The 19209-nt window shown below is 57.9% G+C and carries 17 protein-coding genes and 3 pseudogenes; 10 read left to right on the top strand and 10 right to left on the bottom strand.

Translation table 11 applies throughout. The features are described 5' to 3' along the window. Window positions 1–308 precede the first annotated feature (308 nt). The gene (locus ACUN0G_RS32965) at window positions 309–1187 is read left to right on the top strand and encodes a DMT family transporter (RefSeq protein WP_445575482.1); all 879 of its coding nucleotides are present in this window, start codon (window positions 309–311) and stop codon (window positions 1185–1187) included. 30 nt (window positions 1188–1217) lie between these two features. Here ACUN0G_RS32965 and tnpC read toward each other — a convergent pair whose 3' ends face one another. From tnpC to ACUN0G_RS32945, 4 genes and pseudogenes are all read right to left on the bottom strand, one after another. Then, a complete protein-coding gene (gene tnpC / locus ACUN0G_RS32960; protein WP_445575481.1) occupies window positions 1218–2765 on the bottom strand; it encodes an IS66 family transposase in 1548 nt (515 codons plus the stop codon). An 81-nt stretch (window positions 2766–2846) separates the two neighbouring features. Continuing rightward, window positions 2847–3182 carry an IS66 family insertion sequence element accessory protein TnpB gene (tnpB, locus tag ACUN0G_RS32955; protein WP_058392002.1) on the bottom strand — a complete coding sequence of 112 codons (336 nt, stop codon included), beginning with the start codon at window positions 3180–3182 and terminating at the stop codon, window positions 2847–2849. After that, window positions 3179–3511 (bottom strand): IS66-like element accessory protein TnpA, encoded by a 333-nt coding sequence (tnpA, locus tag ACUN0G_RS32950; protein ID WP_445575480.1) that lies wholly within the window; start codon window positions 3509–3511, stop codon window positions 3179–3181. Before tnpA ends, tnpB begins: the two co-directional genes overlap by 4 nt. Window positions 3512–3729: 218 nt before the next feature. Continuing rightward, window positions 3730–4824, bottom strand: a pseudogene (locus ACUN0G_RS32945) (glutathione-independent formaldehyde dehydrogenase). 612 nt (window positions 4825–5436) lie between these two features. On the opposite strand from ACUN0G_RS32945, the gene ACUN0G_RS32940 reads away from it, so the two are divergent. After that, window positions 5437–5808 carry a hypothetical protein gene (locus ACUN0G_RS32940; RefSeq protein ID WP_445575479.1) on the top strand — a complete coding sequence of 124 codons (372 nt, stop codon included), beginning with the start codon at window positions 5437–5439 and terminating at the stop codon, window positions 5806–5808. A 29-nt stretch (window positions 5809–5837) separates the two neighbouring features. Next, entirely contained in the window at window positions 5838–6146 is a 309-nt protein-coding gene (locus ACUN0G_RS32935; protein WP_445575478.1) for a hypothetical protein, read from the top strand. Window positions 6147–6195: 49 nt separating this feature from the next. Here ACUN0G_RS32935 and ACUN0G_RS32930 read toward each other — a convergent pair. From ACUN0G_RS32930 to ACUN0G_RS32920, 3 genes and pseudogenes are all read right to left on the bottom strand, one after another. Further along, a pseudogene (locus tag ACUN0G_RS32930) lies at window positions 6196–7098 on the bottom strand (IS3 family transposase); the annotation flags it as partial. Next, on the bottom strand, window positions 7099–8448 hold the full coding sequence (locus ACUN0G_RS32925) for an IS110 family transposase (protein ID WP_445575477.1): 1350 nt from the start codon (window positions 8446–8448) through the stop codon (window positions 7099–7101). 207 nt (window positions 8449–8655) lie between these two features. Continuing rightward, window positions 8656–8934, bottom strand: a pseudogene (locus ACUN0G_RS32920) (transposase); the annotation flags it as partial. Between the two features lie 63 nt (window positions 8935–8997). Between ACUN0G_RS32920 and ACUN0G_RS32915 the strand changes: the two are divergent. Further along, window positions 8998–9321 (top strand): hypothetical protein, encoded by a 324-nt coding sequence (locus ACUN0G_RS32915; protein WP_445575476.1) that lies wholly within the window; start codon window positions 8998–9000, stop codon window positions 9319–9321. Between the two features lie 303 nt (window positions 9322–9624). Here ACUN0G_RS32915 and ACUN0G_RS32910 read toward each other — a convergent pair whose 3' ends face one another. After that, window positions 9625–10551: a 2-hydroxyacid dehydrogenase gene (locus tag ACUN0G_RS32910; protein ID WP_445575475.1), complete on the bottom strand. Its 927-nt coding sequence runs from the start codon at window positions 10549–10551 to the stop codon at window positions 9625–9627. A 107-nt stretch (window positions 10552–10658) separates the two neighbouring features. Further along, window positions 10659–11738 (bottom strand): tartrate dehydrogenase, encoded by a 1080-nt coding sequence (locus ACUN0G_RS32905; protein ID WP_445575474.1) that lies wholly within the window; start codon window positions 11736–11738, stop codon window positions 10659–10661. Window positions 11739–11846: 108 nt separating this feature from the next. On the opposite strand from ACUN0G_RS32905, the gene ACUN0G_RS32900 reads away from it, so the two are divergent. From ACUN0G_RS32900 to ACUN0G_RS32885, 4 genes are all read left to right on the top strand, one after another. After that, complete coding sequence (locus ACUN0G_RS32900; protein WP_445575473.1) at window positions 11847–12758, top strand: LysR family transcriptional regulator; 912 nt, start codon at window positions 11847–11849, stop codon at window positions 12756–12758. Window positions 12759–12986: 228 nt separating this feature from the next. Further along, a complete protein-coding gene (locus ACUN0G_RS32895) occupies window positions 12987–14036 on the top strand; it encodes an ABC transporter substrate-binding protein (RefSeq protein WP_445575472.1) in 1050 nt (349 codons plus the stop codon). Window positions 14037–14045: 9 nt separating this feature from the next. Beyond that, entirely contained in the window at window positions 14046–14327 is a 282-nt protein-coding gene (locus ACUN0G_RS32890) for an NAD(P)-binding protein (RefSeq protein WP_445575471.1), read from the top strand. Then, the gene (locus ACUN0G_RS32885; protein WP_445575628.1) at window positions 14327–15778 is read left to right on the top strand and encodes a GMC family oxidoreductase; all 1452 of its coding nucleotides are present in this window, start codon (window positions 14327–14329) and stop codon (window positions 15776–15778) included. The genes ACUN0G_RS32890 and ACUN0G_RS32885 overlap by 1 nt, the downstream gene beginning before the upstream one ends. A gap of 37 nt (window positions 15779–15815) precedes the next feature. Here ACUN0G_RS32885 and ACUN0G_RS32880 read toward each other — a convergent pair whose 3' ends face one another. Continuing rightward, complete coding sequence (locus ACUN0G_RS32880) at window positions 15816–17243, bottom strand: aldehyde dehydrogenase family protein (RefSeq protein WP_445575470.1); 1428 nt, start codon at window positions 17241–17243, stop codon at window positions 15816–15818. A 137-nt stretch (window positions 17244–17380) separates the two neighbouring features. On the opposite strand from ACUN0G_RS32880, the gene ACUN0G_RS32875 reads away from it, so the two are divergent. Both ACUN0G_RS32875 and ACUN0G_RS32870 read left to right on the top strand, forming a co-directional pair. Continuing rightward, complete coding sequence (locus ACUN0G_RS32875) at window positions 17381–18328, top strand: LysR family transcriptional regulator (protein WP_445575469.1); 948 nt, start codon at window positions 17381–17383, stop codon at window positions 18326–18328. Between the two features lie 142 nt (window positions 18329–18470). Beyond that, window positions 18471–19175: an HAD-IA family hydrolase gene (locus tag ACUN0G_RS32870; protein WP_445575468.1), complete on the top strand. Its 705-nt coding sequence runs from the start codon at window positions 18471–18473 to the stop codon at window positions 19173–19175. Window positions 19176–19209 lie beyond the last annotated feature (34 nt).

The following is a 19209-nucleotide window of genomic DNA, read 5'->3' as shown; positions in this document are numbered from 1 at the left end:
ACGAAGGAAAACGAAGCCATGGAAAAAACAACGGCAAGTTGAAACTGGTCTTTCCCCGCGCCAGGGCACTATCGTCGATGCCATATCATTGTAAGCGTCCGGCGAAGTGACCTACCTCGAATTGTCATTTAGGCAAGATAGTGATTGTTGATCGAATCGCCGACTGTTAATTTTCGAGCATGCTGCACAGGGAGAGCATTGTTGATTGCCAACGCCTTTGCTCTCCACTATCGTAGGCCTTTCTGGGTACCGCTGACATACAGCTCTTGGCAAGGCATTCGGTATAAATGCCTGCCTTGGAGCCGGCTATGTCATACCGAACCCTTTGGTCAATTGCGCTTTTTGCTGTCACGGCTGTGTGGGGCTGGAGCTTCGTTGCTAAGCACGAAACGCTGGCAATCATGACCGCATCCACGCTGAACGCCTGGATGTTCAGCTTAGCGGCTTTAGCGCTTCTTCCCTTTTCAATCCGCTCATTTCGATATCTGAAGCCGCGCGATTGGGTAGGCGCTGTAGTTGCAGGAACAGTGCTCTTTGCAGCGTTTTCAATGCAAACGTCAGGTGCAGCCCTTACTACTCCTTCCAATGCCGGGTTCATTACGGGTTTATGTACCGTGTTTACACCGTTGTTTGTGTATCTTATAGGCGGAGGACGCCCTAGTCCAAGACAGGCAGGAGGAACAGCAATTGCCGTGGTCGGGCTCGGCTTACTGAGCCTTGACGGGTTCGCGCTGCACTACGGAGACCTTCTAATTCTGGGTTGTGCAGCGTGCTTCGCAGTACATATAGTGATTATCTCGACTTTCACAACGCCTGCCGTATCCATGGCATCAGCGTCTGTACAGCTGGCGGTCGTTGGCTTGCTTTCTATGGCATGGAGCTTGGCTAGTAACCAGTTTTCTTTACCAAGCTCACTGCCTACGACGGTCACTATTTTATTACTAGCGCTGTTCGCTACGGCCTTGGCTTACGCAATTCAAAATCACGCTCAGGCTGTGCTAGCTCCTGAAAAGGTCGCCCTGATACTTATCTGCGAACCTCTCTTCAGTGGTTTTTTTGGCTATTTTCTAGCTGGAGATCGCTTGCCCCCTGAAAGACTTGCAGGGGCGGTGCTAATCCTTCTCGGGCTTGCAGTAACTGAGCTTCGAATCGCGAGTACCGTGCATGCCCCCCGGCGCAGATCGTAGGGTCGCGTCAGTTCAACACACCTTGCGCTGTTAAACGGGGGCCCATTTATGTGGAAGCAGCTCGGTAATATCGCTTGCCCGCTGCGTCGGCAGGCGCATGAGGACATCCTTCAGATACGCGTACGGATCATGACCATTCAGCCGCGCAGACTGGATCAAGCTCATGATCGCCGCCGCCCGTTTTCCGCTACGCAACGAACCTGCAAAGAGCCAGTTCTTGCGCCCCAATGCCCATGGCCGGATCTGGTTTTCTGCCCAATTGTTATCAATGGGCACGGCCCCGTCATCGAGGTAGCGCGACAGCGCTGCCCAGCGTTTCAAGCTGTAATCCAGCGCTCTGCTGATAGCCGAACCTTCGGGCACGAGATCGCGCTGGGCGATCATCCAGGCATGCAGAGCATCCATCACCGGTACAGCTTTTTCTTGCCGTATTCGGCGGCGTAAATCCGGTTCAAGGTCGCGGACTTCACTCTCGATTTCGTAAAGCAACTGGATGTAGCGCAAGGCCTGTTCGGCGAGCAGGCTCTTGTTGGTGGCGTGCAATTCGAAGAACTTGCGGCGCGCATGGGCCATGCAGCCGATCTCGGTGACGCCGAGTTCAAAGCTGGCCTTGTAGCCACCAAAATCGTCGCAAACCAGCTTGCCCTTCCAGCCTTGCAGGAAGTTACGTGCGTGCTCTCCGGCGCGGCTGGGGCTGAAGTCGTAAACGACCGCCGCCAAGCCCGAGAACTGGCTGGTGGCGTAGGCCCAGACATAGGCGCGATGGGTTTTCTTTGCGCCCGGCGTAAGCATCTGCACCGGCGTTTCATCGGCATGGATTACGCCATGTTCGAGAACATCATCGCGCAGGACATCGACCAGCGGCTGCAACTGCACACCACAGTGGCCGACCCATTGCGCCAGGGTCGAGCGGGCGATGGCCAAACCGGCCCGACCAAAAATCGACTCCTGACGATAGAGCGGTAAATGGTCGGCAAACTTCGCAATCATGACATGGGCCAGAAGGCCGGCGGTTGGGATACCTTTGTCGATGACCTGCGCCGGAACCGGTGCCTGGATCAGCGTTTCGCACTGACCGCAGACCCACTTGCCACGGATATGACGCTCGACGGTGAACACGCCTGGCGTATAGTCGAGTTTCTCGCTGACGTCCTCGCCGATACGCTTGAGGGCGCAGCCGCACTGGCAGTGACTGTTGTCGGGTTCGTGGTGGATCAAGGTGCGCGGAAACTGCGGCGGCAAGGCAGTGCGTTTTGGCTTTTGCCGAGCCTCGGTCGAAACAGGAGCGGGTTGCAGCGCCTCAAGTTCGGCTTCGATGGCCGCGATATCGGTGTCGATCAGGTCATCGAGTAGGCTGGCTTGATCCGGGCTCAGTTGCTCGCTGCGCGTGGCAAACTTGACGCGCTTGAGCTGCGCGATCTCGTGGGCCAGTTTCTCGTTGACCGTTTTGTGGTGGTGGATTTTCTTGCCCATTGTCTTGACTTTCTGATCGAGACTCTCGACACGCTGCAGCAACTGCGCCGCCAGAGCGCGCAGTTGTTCAGGGTTTAAGTGGTCGAGATCAGGAAGCGAAGTCATGCCGCCGATTTTGCCAGAACAGCCTAAAAGCGACGATAGGCTCATCGGACAATTGCACGGCCTGGCTGGTCGTGGCAGGCGTTATATGATGGAAATCGCGCTCCCTGGCCCAACTCTTTGCCAAGGCAAACCCAGTACCAGGGCATGCAGTTGTTCGGCACCTAGTTCCATCTGAGAGCCGTGTCGAGAACCCGGCCAGAAGAACTTGCCTTGATGCAGGCGGCGCGCCGCCAGCCAGATACCCAACCCGTCGTGCACCAGCACTTTCATGCGATTGGCGCGGCGGTTGGCAAACAAATAAGCACAGTGCGGCTGCGCCGCACCGAACACGGCGACCACACGCGCCAGAGCGGTTTCGGTGCCGGCGCGCATGTCCATGGGCTCGGTGGCGAGCCAGATGGAGTCGATGCGGATCATCGCAACAGGTCTCGAAGAAAGGTCGCGCAGGCAGCCACGCTTTCGGTCGGCCAGTTCACTTTGACAGTGCCACGCGGGTGTGGGATTTCAACGCAGATATTCGATGATGCAGCTTGCGAATTTGCTCCGGCTAGCTGTATGGGTAACGGAATAAAAGCAGGTTGCAGCTCCGTGTTTTTTTGCGTTTGCACCCGAATCCATTTGTGGACGAGGTTCGCGTTGAGGCTATGGCTCAGCGCGACGCTGGCAATCGAGGCACCGGGCTGGGCGCACTCTTGAATGACTTGGACTTTGAAGGATTTGGAGTAGGAACGGCGTTGTGGCTGCATGAAATACCCGCTTAAAAGGCTAGAACTGGTGCCCACTTAAATTTAAGTGCACACCATGTCTTGTCTCTGCGGGGCCGGGTAGATGACTTGGCCGGACGGATACATATCATTCACGTCCCCAGTTCGACCAAGAACCAGGAAAGCGTGGAGGGATGTGTAGCCTTGCAAGCCTGAAAAAAGCCCTCGCATCTACGACGACTTCATTATAAATAAACTTATCAGGCTCCTGGTTTGAGCACGACTTTGGTCCAGCCATCGTCACGGGCGTCGAAGTGTTTGTAAGCGTCAGGCCCTTCAGACAGCTTCAAGCTGTGGGAAATGATTTGCGAAGGCTTGGCGCGATCGTGATGAATTAGCTGGCTCAAACGACGGTTGTAGGCCTTGACGTTGGCTTATCCGGTTCGGATCTGTTGATCTTTGAACCAAAATGAGCCGAAGTCGAAAGCCATTTTTCCCTCCTTTGCCAATTCATTTTCAGCGCCAGGATCCTGGGGCACAAAAACCCCCACGACGCCGATGCCGCCGGTTGGCTTTGTAGTTGCCACCAAGTTATTCATCGTGACGTGATTAGCCTCATGACCGTGTTTGTCCCAGCACTGATAGCCCACGCATTCGCAGCCGCGATCTGTTTCTGCGCCGTTGACAGGTGTGGCGCCTATTTTGGCTGCCAACGCCAGTCGATCTGGGTGAGTGTCCACAACGAACACCTGAGAGGCGCCTTTGATCAACGCCGAGCGGGCAGCCATAAGGCCTACAGGCCCAGCACCGTAAATGGCAATACTTTCGCCCTGTAACAGCCCTGAAAGCTCAGAGGAATGCCAGCCGGTTGGGAATATGTCCGACAGCATGACGTAATCGTCTTCTTTTTCCTTGGCGTCTTCTGGCAGCACCAGACAATTGAAGTCGCCGTATGGCACACGCAGAAGCTCGGCCTGCCCTCCTTGATTGGGGCCCATGTCAGCAAAGCCGTAGGCGGCTCCGGCACTACCCGGGTTGGCAGTCAGGCAGTAACCGGTCAACCCTCGTTCGCAGTTTTCACAAAAACCGCAACCGATGTTGAACGGCAGGCAGACCATATCACCTACCTTGACTCGGTCAACGGCGGTGCCGATTTCAATCACTTCACCCATATTTTCGTGACCCAGAATCCTGCCAGCTTCAAAGCTGGTGCGTCCTTCGTACATGTGAGGATCCGAGCCACAGATGTTAGTGGTGGTGATGCGAACGAGCACATCAATGGCTTTTTCAATTTTTGCGTCGGGAACGTTCTGAATGCTGACGTCGAGGGGCCCGTTATAGATGATGGCTGTCAATGTGTTCTCCTACGGGGTGATGGCTTGATGCAAATTTTAAGCACTATTTTTTGGCACCCCGCGAGCCCCTACTGTTCAACTAAATAGATATGCCCGATAAGCGGTACGAAGATGTGAATCGCCCCTGATTTTATAGACGCGCTCAATTGTCTGACTTTTGCCAATTAGCCAGTTCTGAATGACGGAAGCGGGTCGGAAGTCGCCTGATCCGATCGGCGGTTTTTGGCCGATTTCTGCCTGTTGTGACCGGCTAAATCTGCCTGTTGTGACCGGCTAAAAACGAAATCGTCGCGACAATTCAGCCACAAAATTTTCAGTCGTTACGCGATCCGTCTCTGCTTTTGCGGTCTGTAATCTTGACTCTGCAAAAGGAAATGTTTTATGTCGATACGCCGTCTGCTCTGCCTGCTTGCATTGCCTATGTTCGCAGGCTGCCAGTATCTGCCCCACACCAACTATTTCACCACGCCCGAAAACGAGCCCAACCCCGCCTGAGTACGTATCGTCGACTACACGCAGCACGCCGAAATTTACCAATACGAAAACGGCAAGCGTTCGGGTGGCGCCGTTCGCTCAAGCCCGTTACCGTTCACCCACACACAGGAAGTGGGCATGCCCAAGGCAGGACAAGACCTGACATGGGACTATTACGAAACACAGATTCGACCCGGTATCGAAACGCGGGTGGATCTGTTCTGGGAGGGCGCACGCACTCGTTCCTGCAACGTCTCAGCGAAGTTCACGCCCCAAGCCGGACGCTATTACCAATTCAGGCTAACATCCGGCTCAGCAGGCAACTGTAGGTTGTACGCATCGCTGATCGAGCGCGACAAGGAAGGAAGCGGTTGGCATCTCACACCAAACCCGCAGGTGACCTATGGCGGCGATGGACCGACGACAAAAACCTATTACAAGAACAGCCGCTTTGAGAACCCCGATTTTCATCCACCTGAAGATCTCTATCCGGGAATAGACGTTCACTAAACATGTCCACGACTACAGGGAATCGTTCTTTGGCTAGCGCAAAATACTTCCGAACGCTTGGCGAGCGAGCCTCAGAGAATCTGTTTGCGTGGGCGGCATTTGTCGCTCAAACAGAATTCCTGTGGCAAGACACGGCGTCAATTCAGGATAACTTTGCATGGCAGCGTGTTTGGTTCGAGCTGGAAATACTCAACGGGCTTGCGTTGGCGCAATGGGAGGATGAGGGAAAGCCGGATAACTGGTCCTGCCGCTGGAACAACGACTATCGAGAAGAAGCGGCGACCCTGGCGAATGAGTTGTTGGAACTGCTGTGCGATGCAGAGTCATCAGGAGGCTGAATCATCACGTTAGCCTCACGCACAATGCCATGAGGTCGGATTGTAGTGGTCAACTAATCCCGGACACTGCGTGAAGTTTTTCTTCAACCACGGCGGGCGCTAGCCCGCCGTTGAATTGGTGTGGCCGTTGCCCGTTGTAGCGTTGCATCAAAAACCGGCCGATATCCTGCTGTGCCAGCGAAGCGCTCACATAGCCTACGATCGGTACCCATTCCGTTTTCAAGCTGCAAAACAACCTTTCCATCGGCGCATTGTCGTGGCAGTTTCCGCGCCGACTCATGCTCTGTGTGAAGCGAGAACGCCACAGTCGCTGACGGAAGCTTCGGCTACCGTATTGGCTGCCTTGATCGCTGTGAAACAGCACACTCTGTGGCCGACCACGCCGTTCATAGGCCATGTCCAAGGCCTTGATCACCAGGTCGGCATCGGGCTTCGCTGAAAATGCCCAGCGCACCACGCGACGGGCGAATAGATCGATGACGGCAGCCAAATAGTGCCAAAGACCTTGAGCCCAGACATAAGTGATGTCACCTCACCAAACTTCGTTTGGTGTCGATACGGTGATCGCTCGATCCAGCACGTTCGGGATATCTGGCCGCTCGACCGTCGCCTTTTTGTAAGCATGTGAACCGGGTTGCTTGCTGATTAGCTTCATTTCGCTCATCAGCTTGCGCACCTTGAAGCGCCCAATTTCTATGCCGTCCTCGCGTATCATAAACATGATGCTTCGGCTGCCCGCGGCGCTGCGGCTGTGAGTGAACAGCTCGTTCACGCGGCTGCGTAGAACCAACCGCTCAACGTCCGGAAATCGGCGCTTGCGACAGTGCGCGTAATAACAAGATCGAGCAACTTCAAATACCGAGCACAACAGATCAACAGGCTCTTCAGAACGAAGTTGAACAATTAACGCGAACGCTCGTGTTCCTCGGCCATCAAGAGCGCGGAGGCCTTCCTAAGAAACACCCTCCGCAGGCTGAAGAGTGAAACCAAATTCGGCAGCGCGGCGATGTAGACCTTTTACGACTCGCTCCCGATATCTCTGTTCGTACTGGTCTGCTCCGGGATCTTGATAGCTCATACCGAAACGCATCGCGTTGTAGAACAGAATCGCAATTTTCCGGGCGGTCGCGGTGACTGCTTTGGCTTTTCCGATTCGAGCGGCAAGACGTCTGTAGAAGGCCCCAAGCGCAGTACTCGTTCTCCCGACTTTGACAGCAGCCAAGCGCAGGTGGGCGGTCACTCGATTCTTGGTTTTCCGAGTATGAGCGGAAAGCACCTTGCCGCCACTGATCCTACATCCCGGTGCGAGCGTCAGCCACGAAGTGAAATGATGACAAGTACGCCATCGGCTCAGATCTGTACCGCATTCGGCGACCAGCCGAAGTGCCAAAAAGGGGCCAATACCATGTATTTGCGTGAGGTCCACACCGACCAGTTGATAGCGCAACGTGCGAACATCGAAGTTAAGCGCATTAGGTTGCCGGGTTTTATGACGGGGTTTAGGCAATGGTTCTGACGGGCGCACCTTTTCCTGCGAAAGCTTGATGAGCACTTGTGCAATTTGTTGATCACAGATGAGGAACTGCGCTTGGTACGCGTCATACATCGTCAGTGCTTGTGATAGGGCAAATATATGTTCCGGTTGATAATTGCCTACTAACGCAGCCTCAATGACATCAATACCAGCTTTGCAGCGAGTATCGCTCATGGCGGCCAATACTGACGGGCTTCGCTCACCGGCCACAATGGCTCGGATTATTCGCATACCGGTCACTCCGGTGACATCCGCCACAACATGATGCAGTTGCAGATTCATATGTGTGAGGGCTTTTTGCATGTGCTGAATATGCGCGGCCGCGTAGTCAAGGTGGCGCTCTCGCAATCTTAAATAGCTGCGTAAAGCCGAGATTTCGCGATCTGGACGGACGCTAGCTCGAAGCAATCCGCAAGAATGGAGTCGTTGAATCCACTGCGCATCATTCACGTCGGTTTTACGCCCAGGCACTGCGCGAGCATCTCGGGCATTGGCAAGTACCACATGAAGTCCGTGCGTTTCGAGTATCTCGTAAAGCGGAATCCAATAAACGCCGGTCGACTCCATGGAGACTGTCGAGATGCCGAGGCTCACTAGCCAGTTAGCCATCCGCTCAAGATCAGCGGTGAAGGCATTAAAGGTCTGAATCGGATCTTGCGCGAGATCAGCTGGAACGGCGACAACATGAAAGCGTGAACCGATATCAATGCCGGCCGCTCGAGTATTAATTACCGGTAACCCTCTGGTTTTTAAGTCAGACTTTTTCATACGCACCTCCAGTCAAGGGCAGGGCAGGACTGGACGGGGACTCGGATCAAATCACATTCCTAAACGGGTCATGAAAGCGCCACCACTAACGGGTCCGCAGCTTCCCCTGGGTCAAGTTTTTTGACGGGGACTTAGCCTCCAAAAAGCCAGCGACCACTGTCCAGGATGTAACTGTAGTACGTAGTGTTTCTAGCCCAATGGGCCGCGGAGCGCCGGGGAGGCGGTTTTTAATATTGATTTCTCGCGTTCGAGGGGAGCAATCCGAGCTTCCAACTCCTGGATTTTTTGCTGCTCGGGTGTCAGGGCCTTGCTCTGGGGCATGACGCCGGTACGCTCTTGCTGAAGCTGGTCGATCCAACGGCGCAGCGCCGACTCACCCACACTCAGTGAGCGACTGGCTTCGACGACGCTGTAGTTTTGCTTGAGCACGAGGTCAGCAGCCTCGCGTTTGAATTCTGGTGAAAAGGTACGGCGTTGCTTGGTCATCTGACACCTCAGTCTGGCGGGTATTCTCGCCTAAAGGGGTGTCCGGTTTCATTAGACCACTACATGAGCGTCCTTCAAAAGGTCTATGGCGATGAAGGGATCAGTTCGACGACGTCACCAGCGCCATCGCCGCGGTTGAGGAAACCTGTGGTCACCCATGATGCGCCTTTTGACCGCCGGCTCAAGGGAGACAAGAAGACCATCAGCCCGACAGTCCTGCAAGGCTATCAACTGCTCAAGAGCATCGGTTGTGTTGCTTGCCACTATCGTGAGGCCGTGGGCAGTGGTTTATTCCAAAAGATGGGCACGGTCGACCCCTACGCTATCCAGAATCCTGCCCAGGGCGTATCTGGCCTGATCAGCCAGGACGCCGCCGGACGAAGCTAAAAGTGCCGACCCTGCGCAACCTCGCTGGCGTATCCCTACTTCCAAGATGGCGCCGGCTGGAAACTGGAAGACACGGTGAGGTGATGTCTAGGCTGCAATTACGGCGCAAGTTGAGCACCGATAAAATCGATCAGATCTTTGCTTTACTTTACGCCCAGACCGGTCCGGCAGGTAAGCCGCCGAGCTTCAGGTGCCGATTCTGCCACCATCAGACACTTCGCCTGACACAATTCAACTGACCTTTCGAAAATCGCGACACGGAAAAAAGAAAAAAGACCTTCTGGTACTTTTTTCTACGGAGCCTCAATACCCATGACCGTGCTTGATCAGGCCTTGCATGGATTCGCCGGCCTGATGACGCCTGATATTGGCCAGCAACCCCCCGAACGCGCTCTGCGGTGCCGTCATTGCGCCAACGTGTGGCGTCAGCCAGATATGGGGGTGCTGCCAGAACCGATGATCCGGCGGAGGCGGTTCTTCGTTGAGCACGTCGAGAATGGCGTGGCTCAGTTGTCCGCCATCCAGTGCTTGAAGTAGATCATCTTCCTTGAGATGACCGCCCCGGCCCAAGTTGATGAGGCTGGCACCCTTTGGCAGTGCGGCCAGCGTTCTCGCGTTTAGCATGCCGCGAGTGTCGTCGGTCAGTGGCAGTAGGCAGATCAGAATGTCGCACTGATTGAGAAAAGTCTCGAGCTGGTCGCCCCCGGCATGGCATTGCACGCCGTCGATGCGCTTCTGCGAGCGCGCCCAGCCATGCAACTGGAAGTTGAATGCACGCAGGCTCTGCAGCACCGCAACACCCAGGTTACCCAGGCCCATGACTCCGATGCGACGTTGCGCTGCCGGGGTCAGGAGGTGGTCTTGCCAGTGCCCGGCCTGTTGTTGGTACAGGTACAGCGGGATCTGTCGATGCAGGCTCAACACGGCGAAGCAGGCGTACTCGACGATGCCTTGGGCTATGCCGGGGTCAAGCATGCGGACGACCTTGATGTGCTCTGGCAGCTCGCCGAGGTCGAATTGATCGACTCCCGCCGAGGTGGCGAAGATCACTTGCAGGTTCGGGAAGCGTTCATGCAGCTGCCGTGGCGGTTGCCAGGCCGCAAAGTAGCGTACTTGCGACGGGTCGCCGATGTCCGGCCAGAAGCGCACGTCGATGTCCGGCGCGTGTTGTTCGAACATTGATTTCCAGGCGCCGCCACGGGCATCGTCGACTTTGAACAGCAGGGTCATGGTGTCTCTCGCAAGCGCTGGAAAGGTATTCACACGATGCCAAAGTCACGCGCAACAATCTCCCGTATCACGCGCTGTGAACGGAAGATTGCGCGTTATTTGCCGGCTCAGACCGCAGCGGCGATGGCCTTGCCCAGGGCTTCGGTATTGCCCTTGCCGCCGATGTCGGCGGTCAATGGCGCGTTTCCCGGTCCCATCGCCAACACCGTTTCGATGGCCGTCAGCACCGCCGCGCCTGCCTGCGGGTGGCCTAGATGTTCGAGCATCATCGCGCCACACCAGATCTGTCCGATTGGGTTCGCAATGCCTTTGCCGGCGATGTCTGGCGCCGAGCCGTGCACGGGCTCGAACAGGCTTGGGAAGTTGCGCTCCGGGTTGATGTTGGCTGACGGCGCGATACCGATGGTGCCGGTGCAGGCGGGGCCGAGATCGGAAAGGATGTCACCGAACAGGTTGCTGGCGACCACCACGTCGAACCAGTCCGGATGTAGGACGAAGTTCGCGGTGAGGATGTCGATGTGGTACTTGTCGACCTTCACTTCAGGAAATTTCTTGCCCATCTCGACGACGCGCTCATCCCAGTACGGCATGGTGATCGCGATGCCGTTTGATTTGGTGGCGGAGGTGAGGTGTTTCTTCGGGCGGCTCTGGGCCAGGTCGTAGGCGAACTTGAGAATGCGGTCGACGCCGATGCGGGTCATGACGGTCTCCTGCAAGACGATTTCCCGATCGGTGCCCGGGAACATCTTGCCGCCCACGCTGGAGTATTCACCTTCGGTATTTTCCCGTACGACCCAGAAGTCGATGTCGCCCGGCTTGCGATCGGCTAGCGGCGCCTTGACGCCCGGCATCAGACGGCACGGACGCAGGTTGACGTACTGGTCGAATTCGCGACGGAACTGCAGCAGTGAATCCCACAGGGAAATGTGATCAGGCACGACGTCTGGCCAGCCCACCGCACCGAAGTAGATCGCGTCGTAGTCTTTGAGAATGCTGAACCAGTCGTCGGGCATCATTTTGCCGTGGGCCAGGTAGTAATCGGCGCTGGCGAAATCGAACCAGTCCCATCGCAATTCCAGGTCGTGTTTAGCCGCCACGGCGTCGAGTACGCGCACGCCTTCGGGCATAACTTCCTTTCCGATGCCGTCGCCGGGGATCACTGCAATTTTGTACTGGGCTTTGCTCATGGATTCGACTCCTGGGATTGATGTGAACTGATTGCCAGTGTATTCAGTAGTTCTTTATTAATAATTGGCCTCGTGTGAAATCCATTCTTAGTTTTAAGGAAATAATCCATGACGATGACCGATGACTTGTGTTTCTTCCAGCAGGTGGCGACACGCGGCAGTCTCACCGAAGTGGCGCGGCACCTCGGCCTGTCGTTGCCAGCGGTGAGCAAACGCCTGAGCCAGCTTGAAGCACGTCTGGGGGTGCAGTTGCTGCAGCGCACCACCCGACGCCTGTCGCTGACACCGGAAGGGACTTTGTATCTGGAAGGAGGGCGGCCGATCCTGCTGCAACTGGAAGAGTTGGAGAGTGCGCTCAACAGCCGGCAGCCGACGTTGCAGGGACGCTTGCGGATCAATGGCACCCTAGGTTTCGGCCGGCAACACCTGGCACCGGTGGTCTCCAGCTTCGCCCGATTGCACCCGGAGTTGGAGCTTTCCCTGGAGTTGTCCAGCCAGCCTTCAAGCCTGCTGGATGACCAGTTCGACATGAGCGTGTGCATGGGAGAGCCGCCCGATTCGCGACTGATCGCGTTGCGCCTGCTGGAAAATCCGCGCATCCTCTGCGCCTCTCCACAATACCTTGAAGCTATGCCTGAGCTGACGGGGTTGGCCGATCTGGCTCGGCATAACTGCATCATACTGCGCCAGTTCGGCAGTGATTACGCGATCTGGCGTTTCAGCAAGGCTGGTCAGGATTACTCGCACAAGGTCAGCGGCACGCTGTCGAGCAACGATGGAGAGGTCGCGTTACGCCTAGCCCTGGACGGGCATGGGCTGATCCTGCGTTCTCGCTGGGATGTTCAGGAGCACCTTGAAAGCGGGCGCCTGCGGGCGGTGCTCAGCGATTACCAGGCACCCAGAGCCGATATCTTTGTGGTCTATCAGCATCGCCGGCATATTCCGCAACGCATCTCGGTGTTCGCCCGCTACCTCGCGCAGGAGTTGGCTAGACGCTTGCCGTTCGCGGCGTTCAGGTAGGCGAGTGGCCGGGGCGATCGAGGGCAGGTGCCTAGGAAAATCAACATGATTTTAAGTTATGACATCCCTGACTATTCGTGCATTGCCCCGTGGTGTCATGCTCTTGTAACGTCGAAATGTCCCGCTCGGTCGAACAATAAAATCAAACCTGAGCAAAGCACGCTGGTGCAGGGTGTTCAGTCGAGGTTTTAACGCTGCCGAATTAATCTACGTCCAGGATGATTTGCCATGAAAACCTTGTCTGTTGCTCAAACGATCGGTTCCGTCATTTCCCTGTTGAGTCTTTCGGTGGCGTGCGCCACGCCCGCCGTGGCCGACGAAATCACCTTTGTCTCCCAAGGCGGCGCTTACCAGGAGGCCCAGACCAAGGCCATTCTGAATCCGGCGGCCAAGCTGCTGAATATCACCATCAAGCAGGACAGCGCCCCCGATGCCTGGCCGATGGTCAAGGCCCAGGGTGAAGCGAAGAAACCGGTCTGGGACGTGATCGATACACCACCCTCCAACTGCCTGCGCGGTGGCAAGGAGGGGCTTATCGAACCGTTGGACCTGAGCAAGTTGCCGAACGTGCAGAGCATGCCGGCGGCCTACCGCACGCCGTACTCGGTGGCTTACGAGTTCTATTCGTCGGTCATTGGCTACAACAAGAAAAACCTGAAAAAAGTGCCGCAGACCTGGGCCGAATTCTGGGATGTGAAGACATTCCCCGGAGTGCGTGCCTTGCGTAACGATCCGATGAGCACCTTGGAGGCGGCACTGCTGTCCGACGGTGTGCCTCGCGACAAGCTTTACCCGCTGGATGTCGACCGTGCCTACAAGCGTCTCGAGCAGATCAAGCCGAACATCGCCGTGTGGTGGACTTCGGGTGGTCAGTCGGCGCAATTGCTCGCCGATGGCGAAGTCGACATGCTGATGATCTGGAACGGTCGCGCCAGCGCCGTGCAAAAGAGCAACCCCGACGTGGCCTTCACCTATAACGACGGCCTGCTGCAAAACACCCAGTTGTGCATCCTGAAGAATGCCCCCAACTATGCGGCGGCCGTGAAGTTCCTCAACGAAGCGGTGTCGCCTGAGCTGCAAGCGAACCTGCCGCTCTACATCGACTATGGTCCAGGAAACCCGGCGGCGTTCGCCACGGGGAAAATCACCACCGAGCGGGCCAAGGAACTGCCAAGCTCGCCAGACAATGCGGCCAGGCAAGCGCTGATGTCGGAAGAGTGGTGGGCCTCCGCCGAAGGGATAGCCGCCAAGGATCGCTGGCTCAAGTTCGTTCAGTAAGGTGTCGGCATGATCGATTATTTGATTCTGGGCGGTGGGTCGGCCGGCTGTGTGCTGGCCGCCCGGCTCTCGGAGGACCCCGACAAACAGGTGTGCCTGATCGAGGCGGGGCGCGATATTTCCCGGCAGACAATGCCCCCCGAGATACGTAGTCGGTACCCGGGGCGCGCCTATCTGGATGTCAGCAATATCTGGCAGCGCCTGACGGCATTGATGGGCCAGCGTGCCAGCGCCACGCGGCGCTATGAGCAGGCGCGGATCCTGGTGGCGGCTCGGCGATCAATGCCTTGATGACCAACCGTGGCGCGCCGGCCGACTACGACGAATGGCAGGCGCTGGGGGCCGATGGCTGGAGTTGGAAAACCTGCCTGCCGTACTTTCGCAAGTTGGAAAACGACACCGACTTCTGCAGGCCGCAGGACCAGGCGCTGCATGGCAGCGACGGCCCGGTGAGGATCCAGCGTACGCCATCGGAGCGCCTTTCGCCTTTCGTCAAAGGTGTGATGAAGGTGCTGGTCGGGTGCGGCATCGAGCACAAGGCCGACCAGAATGGCGCCTGGGAGGAGGGCGTGTTCGTCGGCGCTATTGGCGTCAGCGAGCAGGGCGAGCGAATCCCCACATCGGTGTGTTATCTGACCGATGAGGTGCGCAAACGCCAGAACCTGACCTTGCGCACCCACTGCGTGGTGGATCGGGTGTTGATCGAGGCGGGCCGTGCGACGGGCGCCAGGATTATCGACAGTCATGGTGTCGTCGAGTGCCTGCGGGCGCGTGAGGTCATCGTCTGTGCCGGTGCGATCCACAGTCCCGCGGTGCTGCTGCGAAGTGGCATCGGCCCGACGGACGATCTGGCGTCGCTGGGCATCGCGTCGGTGGCGGACCGTCCAGGGGTGGGCGCCAACCTGATGGAGCATCCTTCGATTGCGGTGTCTGCGTTGCTCAACCGCGAAGGCCGCACGGCGTTTCCCGACGAGCACCATGAACAGGCCATCGTGCGTTTTTCCTCCGGCCTGGCCGACACGGTGCCCTGTGATATGCACGGTGCAATCCTTTCTCGATCCGGCTGGCATTCGATTGGCCATCGATTGGGCACGATCTTTTTCTGGGTCAACAAATCCTACTCCCGCGGGCGCCTGCGCCTGACATCCAGCGATCCCCATGACGAACCGAGCGTGCGCTTCGACATGCTGGGCGATGTGCGGGACCTTGAGCGTCTGAAGCAGGCGTTGCGCTTCGGCGCCCAGACGTTGTCGGCGTCCGCCTTGAACCGCGAGTGCAGCGTGGTGTTTCCATCGAGCTACTCACCACGGGTGGCCAGGGTCGCGATGCCGGGCAAGATCAATGCGCTGCAACGCGGCGCCCTAAGCTGGATGCTGGATATCGCCGGGCCGTTGCGGGGCTTGCTGATTCATGGCTTGGTCACCCAGGGTGTCACCCTGAAAAGGCTGCTCGCCGACGACAAGGCCCTGACCGAGTTCGTACAGCGCAATGTCGGTGGCACCTGGCATCCGTCGGGCACCTGTCGCATGGGGCGTGCCGATGATCCACTGGCGGTCACCACCGGTGACGGCCGAGTGATCGGTGTGGGAGGGCTGCGTGTGTGTGATGCCTCTCTGATGCCTTCGATTCCCTGCGCCAACACCAACGTCCCCACCCTGATGATCGCCGAGCGCATGGCCGATCTGATCAAGGCTGAGGCGAAAGTGTCGGGCAGTGTGGCCACGGTGGTGGCTCGACTGTAGCAACCACCTGGCCGGCGAACCTGTCAGGACGGGGGCATCAAGCCCCCCAACCGACAATCCCCTTCACTTCCAGAAACGCCTCCAGCCCCCATTCGGCGTATTCGCGGCCATTGCCCGATTGCTTGTAGCCACCAAACGGCGCGCCGGAATCCCAGCCTGGATAGTTGATATAGACGCTGCCGGCACGCATTTTCAGGGCGACGTCGCGAGCACGCGCCCGGTCCGCCGATTGAACGTAGGCGGCCAGCCCAAACACGCTGTCGTTGGCCATCTCGACCGCTTGCGCTTCATCTTCGTAGGCCTGGATGACCAGTACCGGGCCGAATATTTCCTCGCGGGCAACGGTCATGTCCTGGGTGACGTTGGCGAAGATCGTCGGCTGCACGTAGTAACCCCGAGGCAGGTGATCGGGGCGACCCGGTCCGCCGCACACCAGTTGTGCGCCTTCGTCGATGCCGATGGCAATCATCCGCTGGATGCTGTCGTACTGACGCTCGCTGATCACCGGGCCCATGGTCGTGGTGGCCGCATCGGGCGCGCCGACGCTGTGTTTTTGTGCGGCGCGGCGGGCAATGTCCACGGCCTGGTCGTGCAGCGCGGCGGGCACCAGCATGCGCGTCGGCGCATTGCAGGACTGCCCGCTATTGCCAAAGCAACTGTCGACACCGCTGGTCACTGCCGCTTGCAGGTCGACATCGTCGAGCAAAATGTTGGCCGATTTGCCGCCGAGTTCTTGATGCACACGCTTGACCGTCGGCGCAGCCAGGCGCGCGATTTCCGTACCCGCACGGGTCGAACCGGTGAACGAAACCATGTCCACTTGCGGATGGGCGGACAGGGCGGCACCGACCGTCGGTCCATCGCCGTTGATCAGGTTGAAAACGCCTGCGGGTACGCCGGCCTCGTGCATGACCTCGGCAAACAACAAGGCATTGATAGGTGCGATTTCGCTCGGTTTGAGCACCATGGTGCAACCGGCGGCCAGGGCCGGCGCGACCTTGCAGACAATCTGGTTGATCGGCCAGTTCCAGGGCGTGATCAGCGCCACCACGCCCACGGGTTCATGGGCAATCAATGTGGTGCCACGGGATTTCTGGAACTCGAACGTGTCGAGGGTGCGCAGCAACTGCTCCAGGTGATGCTTGCCGATCCCGGCTTGCCAGGCGTGGGACAAGGCTTTCGGCGCGCCGACTTCCTGGACGATGGCCTCGGCGATTTCGTCGTAGCGCGCCATGAAGACATCCAGAATCCGTTGCAACAAGAGTTTGCGTTGCGCGGGTGATGTGCTTGAGAACGCTGGAAAGGCGCGCTGGGCGGCCATGACGGCGGCCTCGACATCGTTCAGGTCACCCATGGCGATTTCGCAGAATGCCTGCTCGGTGGCGGGGTTGATCACGGGCAGGCGATCGAAGCTGTGAGGCTCCACCCAGCGGCCATCGATGTAAAACTTCAGGTTGTTGTTCATAGCAAGGAAGGGTCTCGTGAGGGGAGGAGTGCCGCGCCGAATATCCGTGGTCGCCTTACGCAGCCGCTCACCAGAATAGGCGGGGAATTTTGTTCGGGACAATTTACTAATAGTTGTGCCAGGCATAAACTCAGATCATGTCTAATCTTCGTCGCAAGATCCCCAGCTCCAGCTCGTTATTCGTCTTCGAAGCGGCCGCTCGATGTGGCAGCTTCACCCGGGCGGCGGATGAACTGTGCGTCAGCCAGCCGGCCGTGAGTCGCATGTTGTCGCGTCTGGAGGAACACCTCGGCGTGCAGCTTTTCGAGCGTGTTCGTGGCGGTGCGAGGCTGACGGAAAGCGGCAGCATTTTGTACCGTCGCGTACAGGAAGGCTTCAGTACCATCGAGTCGGCCATCAGTGAAATCGAGGCACGGGCGACGGGGATCGAGACCGTGACGCTGTCGGTGTCCACGGCGTTCACCACCCATTGGCTGATGCCGCGCATGAGTCGTTTCAGCCAGCGATTCCCCACCGTCGACATGCGCTATCAATTGATGTCCGGCAGGATCGGCGGCCCTCTGGTAGACGTCGACCTGGGCATGCGTTACCTCGAAGTAGGCAGTCTGAAAGCCACGGATACGCTGGTTATTCCGGAAATTACCCTGCCGGTGTGCAATGCCCAGTACCTGGCCGATGTCGTTCAGGGCAAGGGCAAAAAACAAGTGCCGACGCTGATCAGCATGGACAACCAGGATCGTGGCTGGGCCGCCGCTTTCGAGACACCGGGGCGTGCCGACAATGCGCTGGTGTTCTCCGATTATGCCGTGGTGGTACAGGCTGCCTTGTTGGGCCAGGGCATGGCGCTGGGGTGGTTGAACGTGGTGTCGAACTCCTTGTGCAAGGGGGAACTGGTGCCGGCGACGGACGCCTTTCGGGTCCATTCCCGGCGTTGCTGCCTGGTGGTCCCGGCCAATCGCCCGGTACGTCCGATCGTAGAAAGTGTGCGTGACTGGATCATCGAAGAGATGCGCGAGGACATGCTTAGGATCGACGCGCTTTACCCTCATCTGGGGTTGCTCGCGACCCTGGAATCGACCCATTGAGCACAGGTGCGGCACGTCGAGTAAAAAAACAGTAGGTTATGCCTCTTGGGTAGGGCAAAACAGAATATTTCGCGAGAAGGCGGGCAGATAATGGGCCTGTCCAGTCAGTTTCACCCTTACGACTTTTCTTGCGGAGCGCCCTATGTCTTTCACGCAGTTCAAAGCCCTGACGTTTGACGTTGTCGGTACCCTGATCGATTTCGAAGCCGGAATCCTGGCCCATGTACGCGAAGTCGCGGGTGACGCGGGCAAGGCTCGCAGCGACGACGAGATTCTCAAAGCCTACCGCGAGGCCCGCGCCTCCACCGACTCGGGCTGGTGGCCGGATGACCTGGAGCGTTGCTACCACGTCATCGCTTCCAAGCTGGGGCTGCCGGACAACGACGACTACGCCAAGGGCCTGGCGCAGGCGGTGAAGAACTTCCCGGCATTCCCTGATTCGGTCGAAGCACTCAAGCGCCTGCGCAAGCACTTCAAGCTGGTGGCCACCACCAACTCGCAGATCTGGGCCCTGAACTACATGGCCGAAACCCTCGACCAACCGTTCGACGTACGGGTCACCGTCGACGATGTGCGCTTCGAGAAACCTGATCCGCAGTTCTTTGCCTACACCCGGGGTGTGCTGGCGACCCAGGGCATTCTGTTCGAGAACATCCTGCATGTTGCCCAGAGCCAGTATCACGACATCGGCGTGGCCATGCGCCTGGGTTATCAGACCTGCTGGATCGAGCGTCGTTTTGCCCAGAAAGGCACCGGCGGCACCTTGGAATCGGAGCGCACTGAGCCGCATTACCACTTTACCTCGCTGGCACAACTGGCTGACGCGGTCGAGAAAGAGTTGGGGTGATCCCCTCGGCGCTCGGGCTCTGGCCGCGAGCGCC

Source organism: Pseudomonas sp. 32A (genome assembly GCF_052682255.1).
The sequence above is the reverse complement of the archived record's forward strand: the minus strand, read 5'-3'. Positions and strand labels throughout refer to the sequence as shown.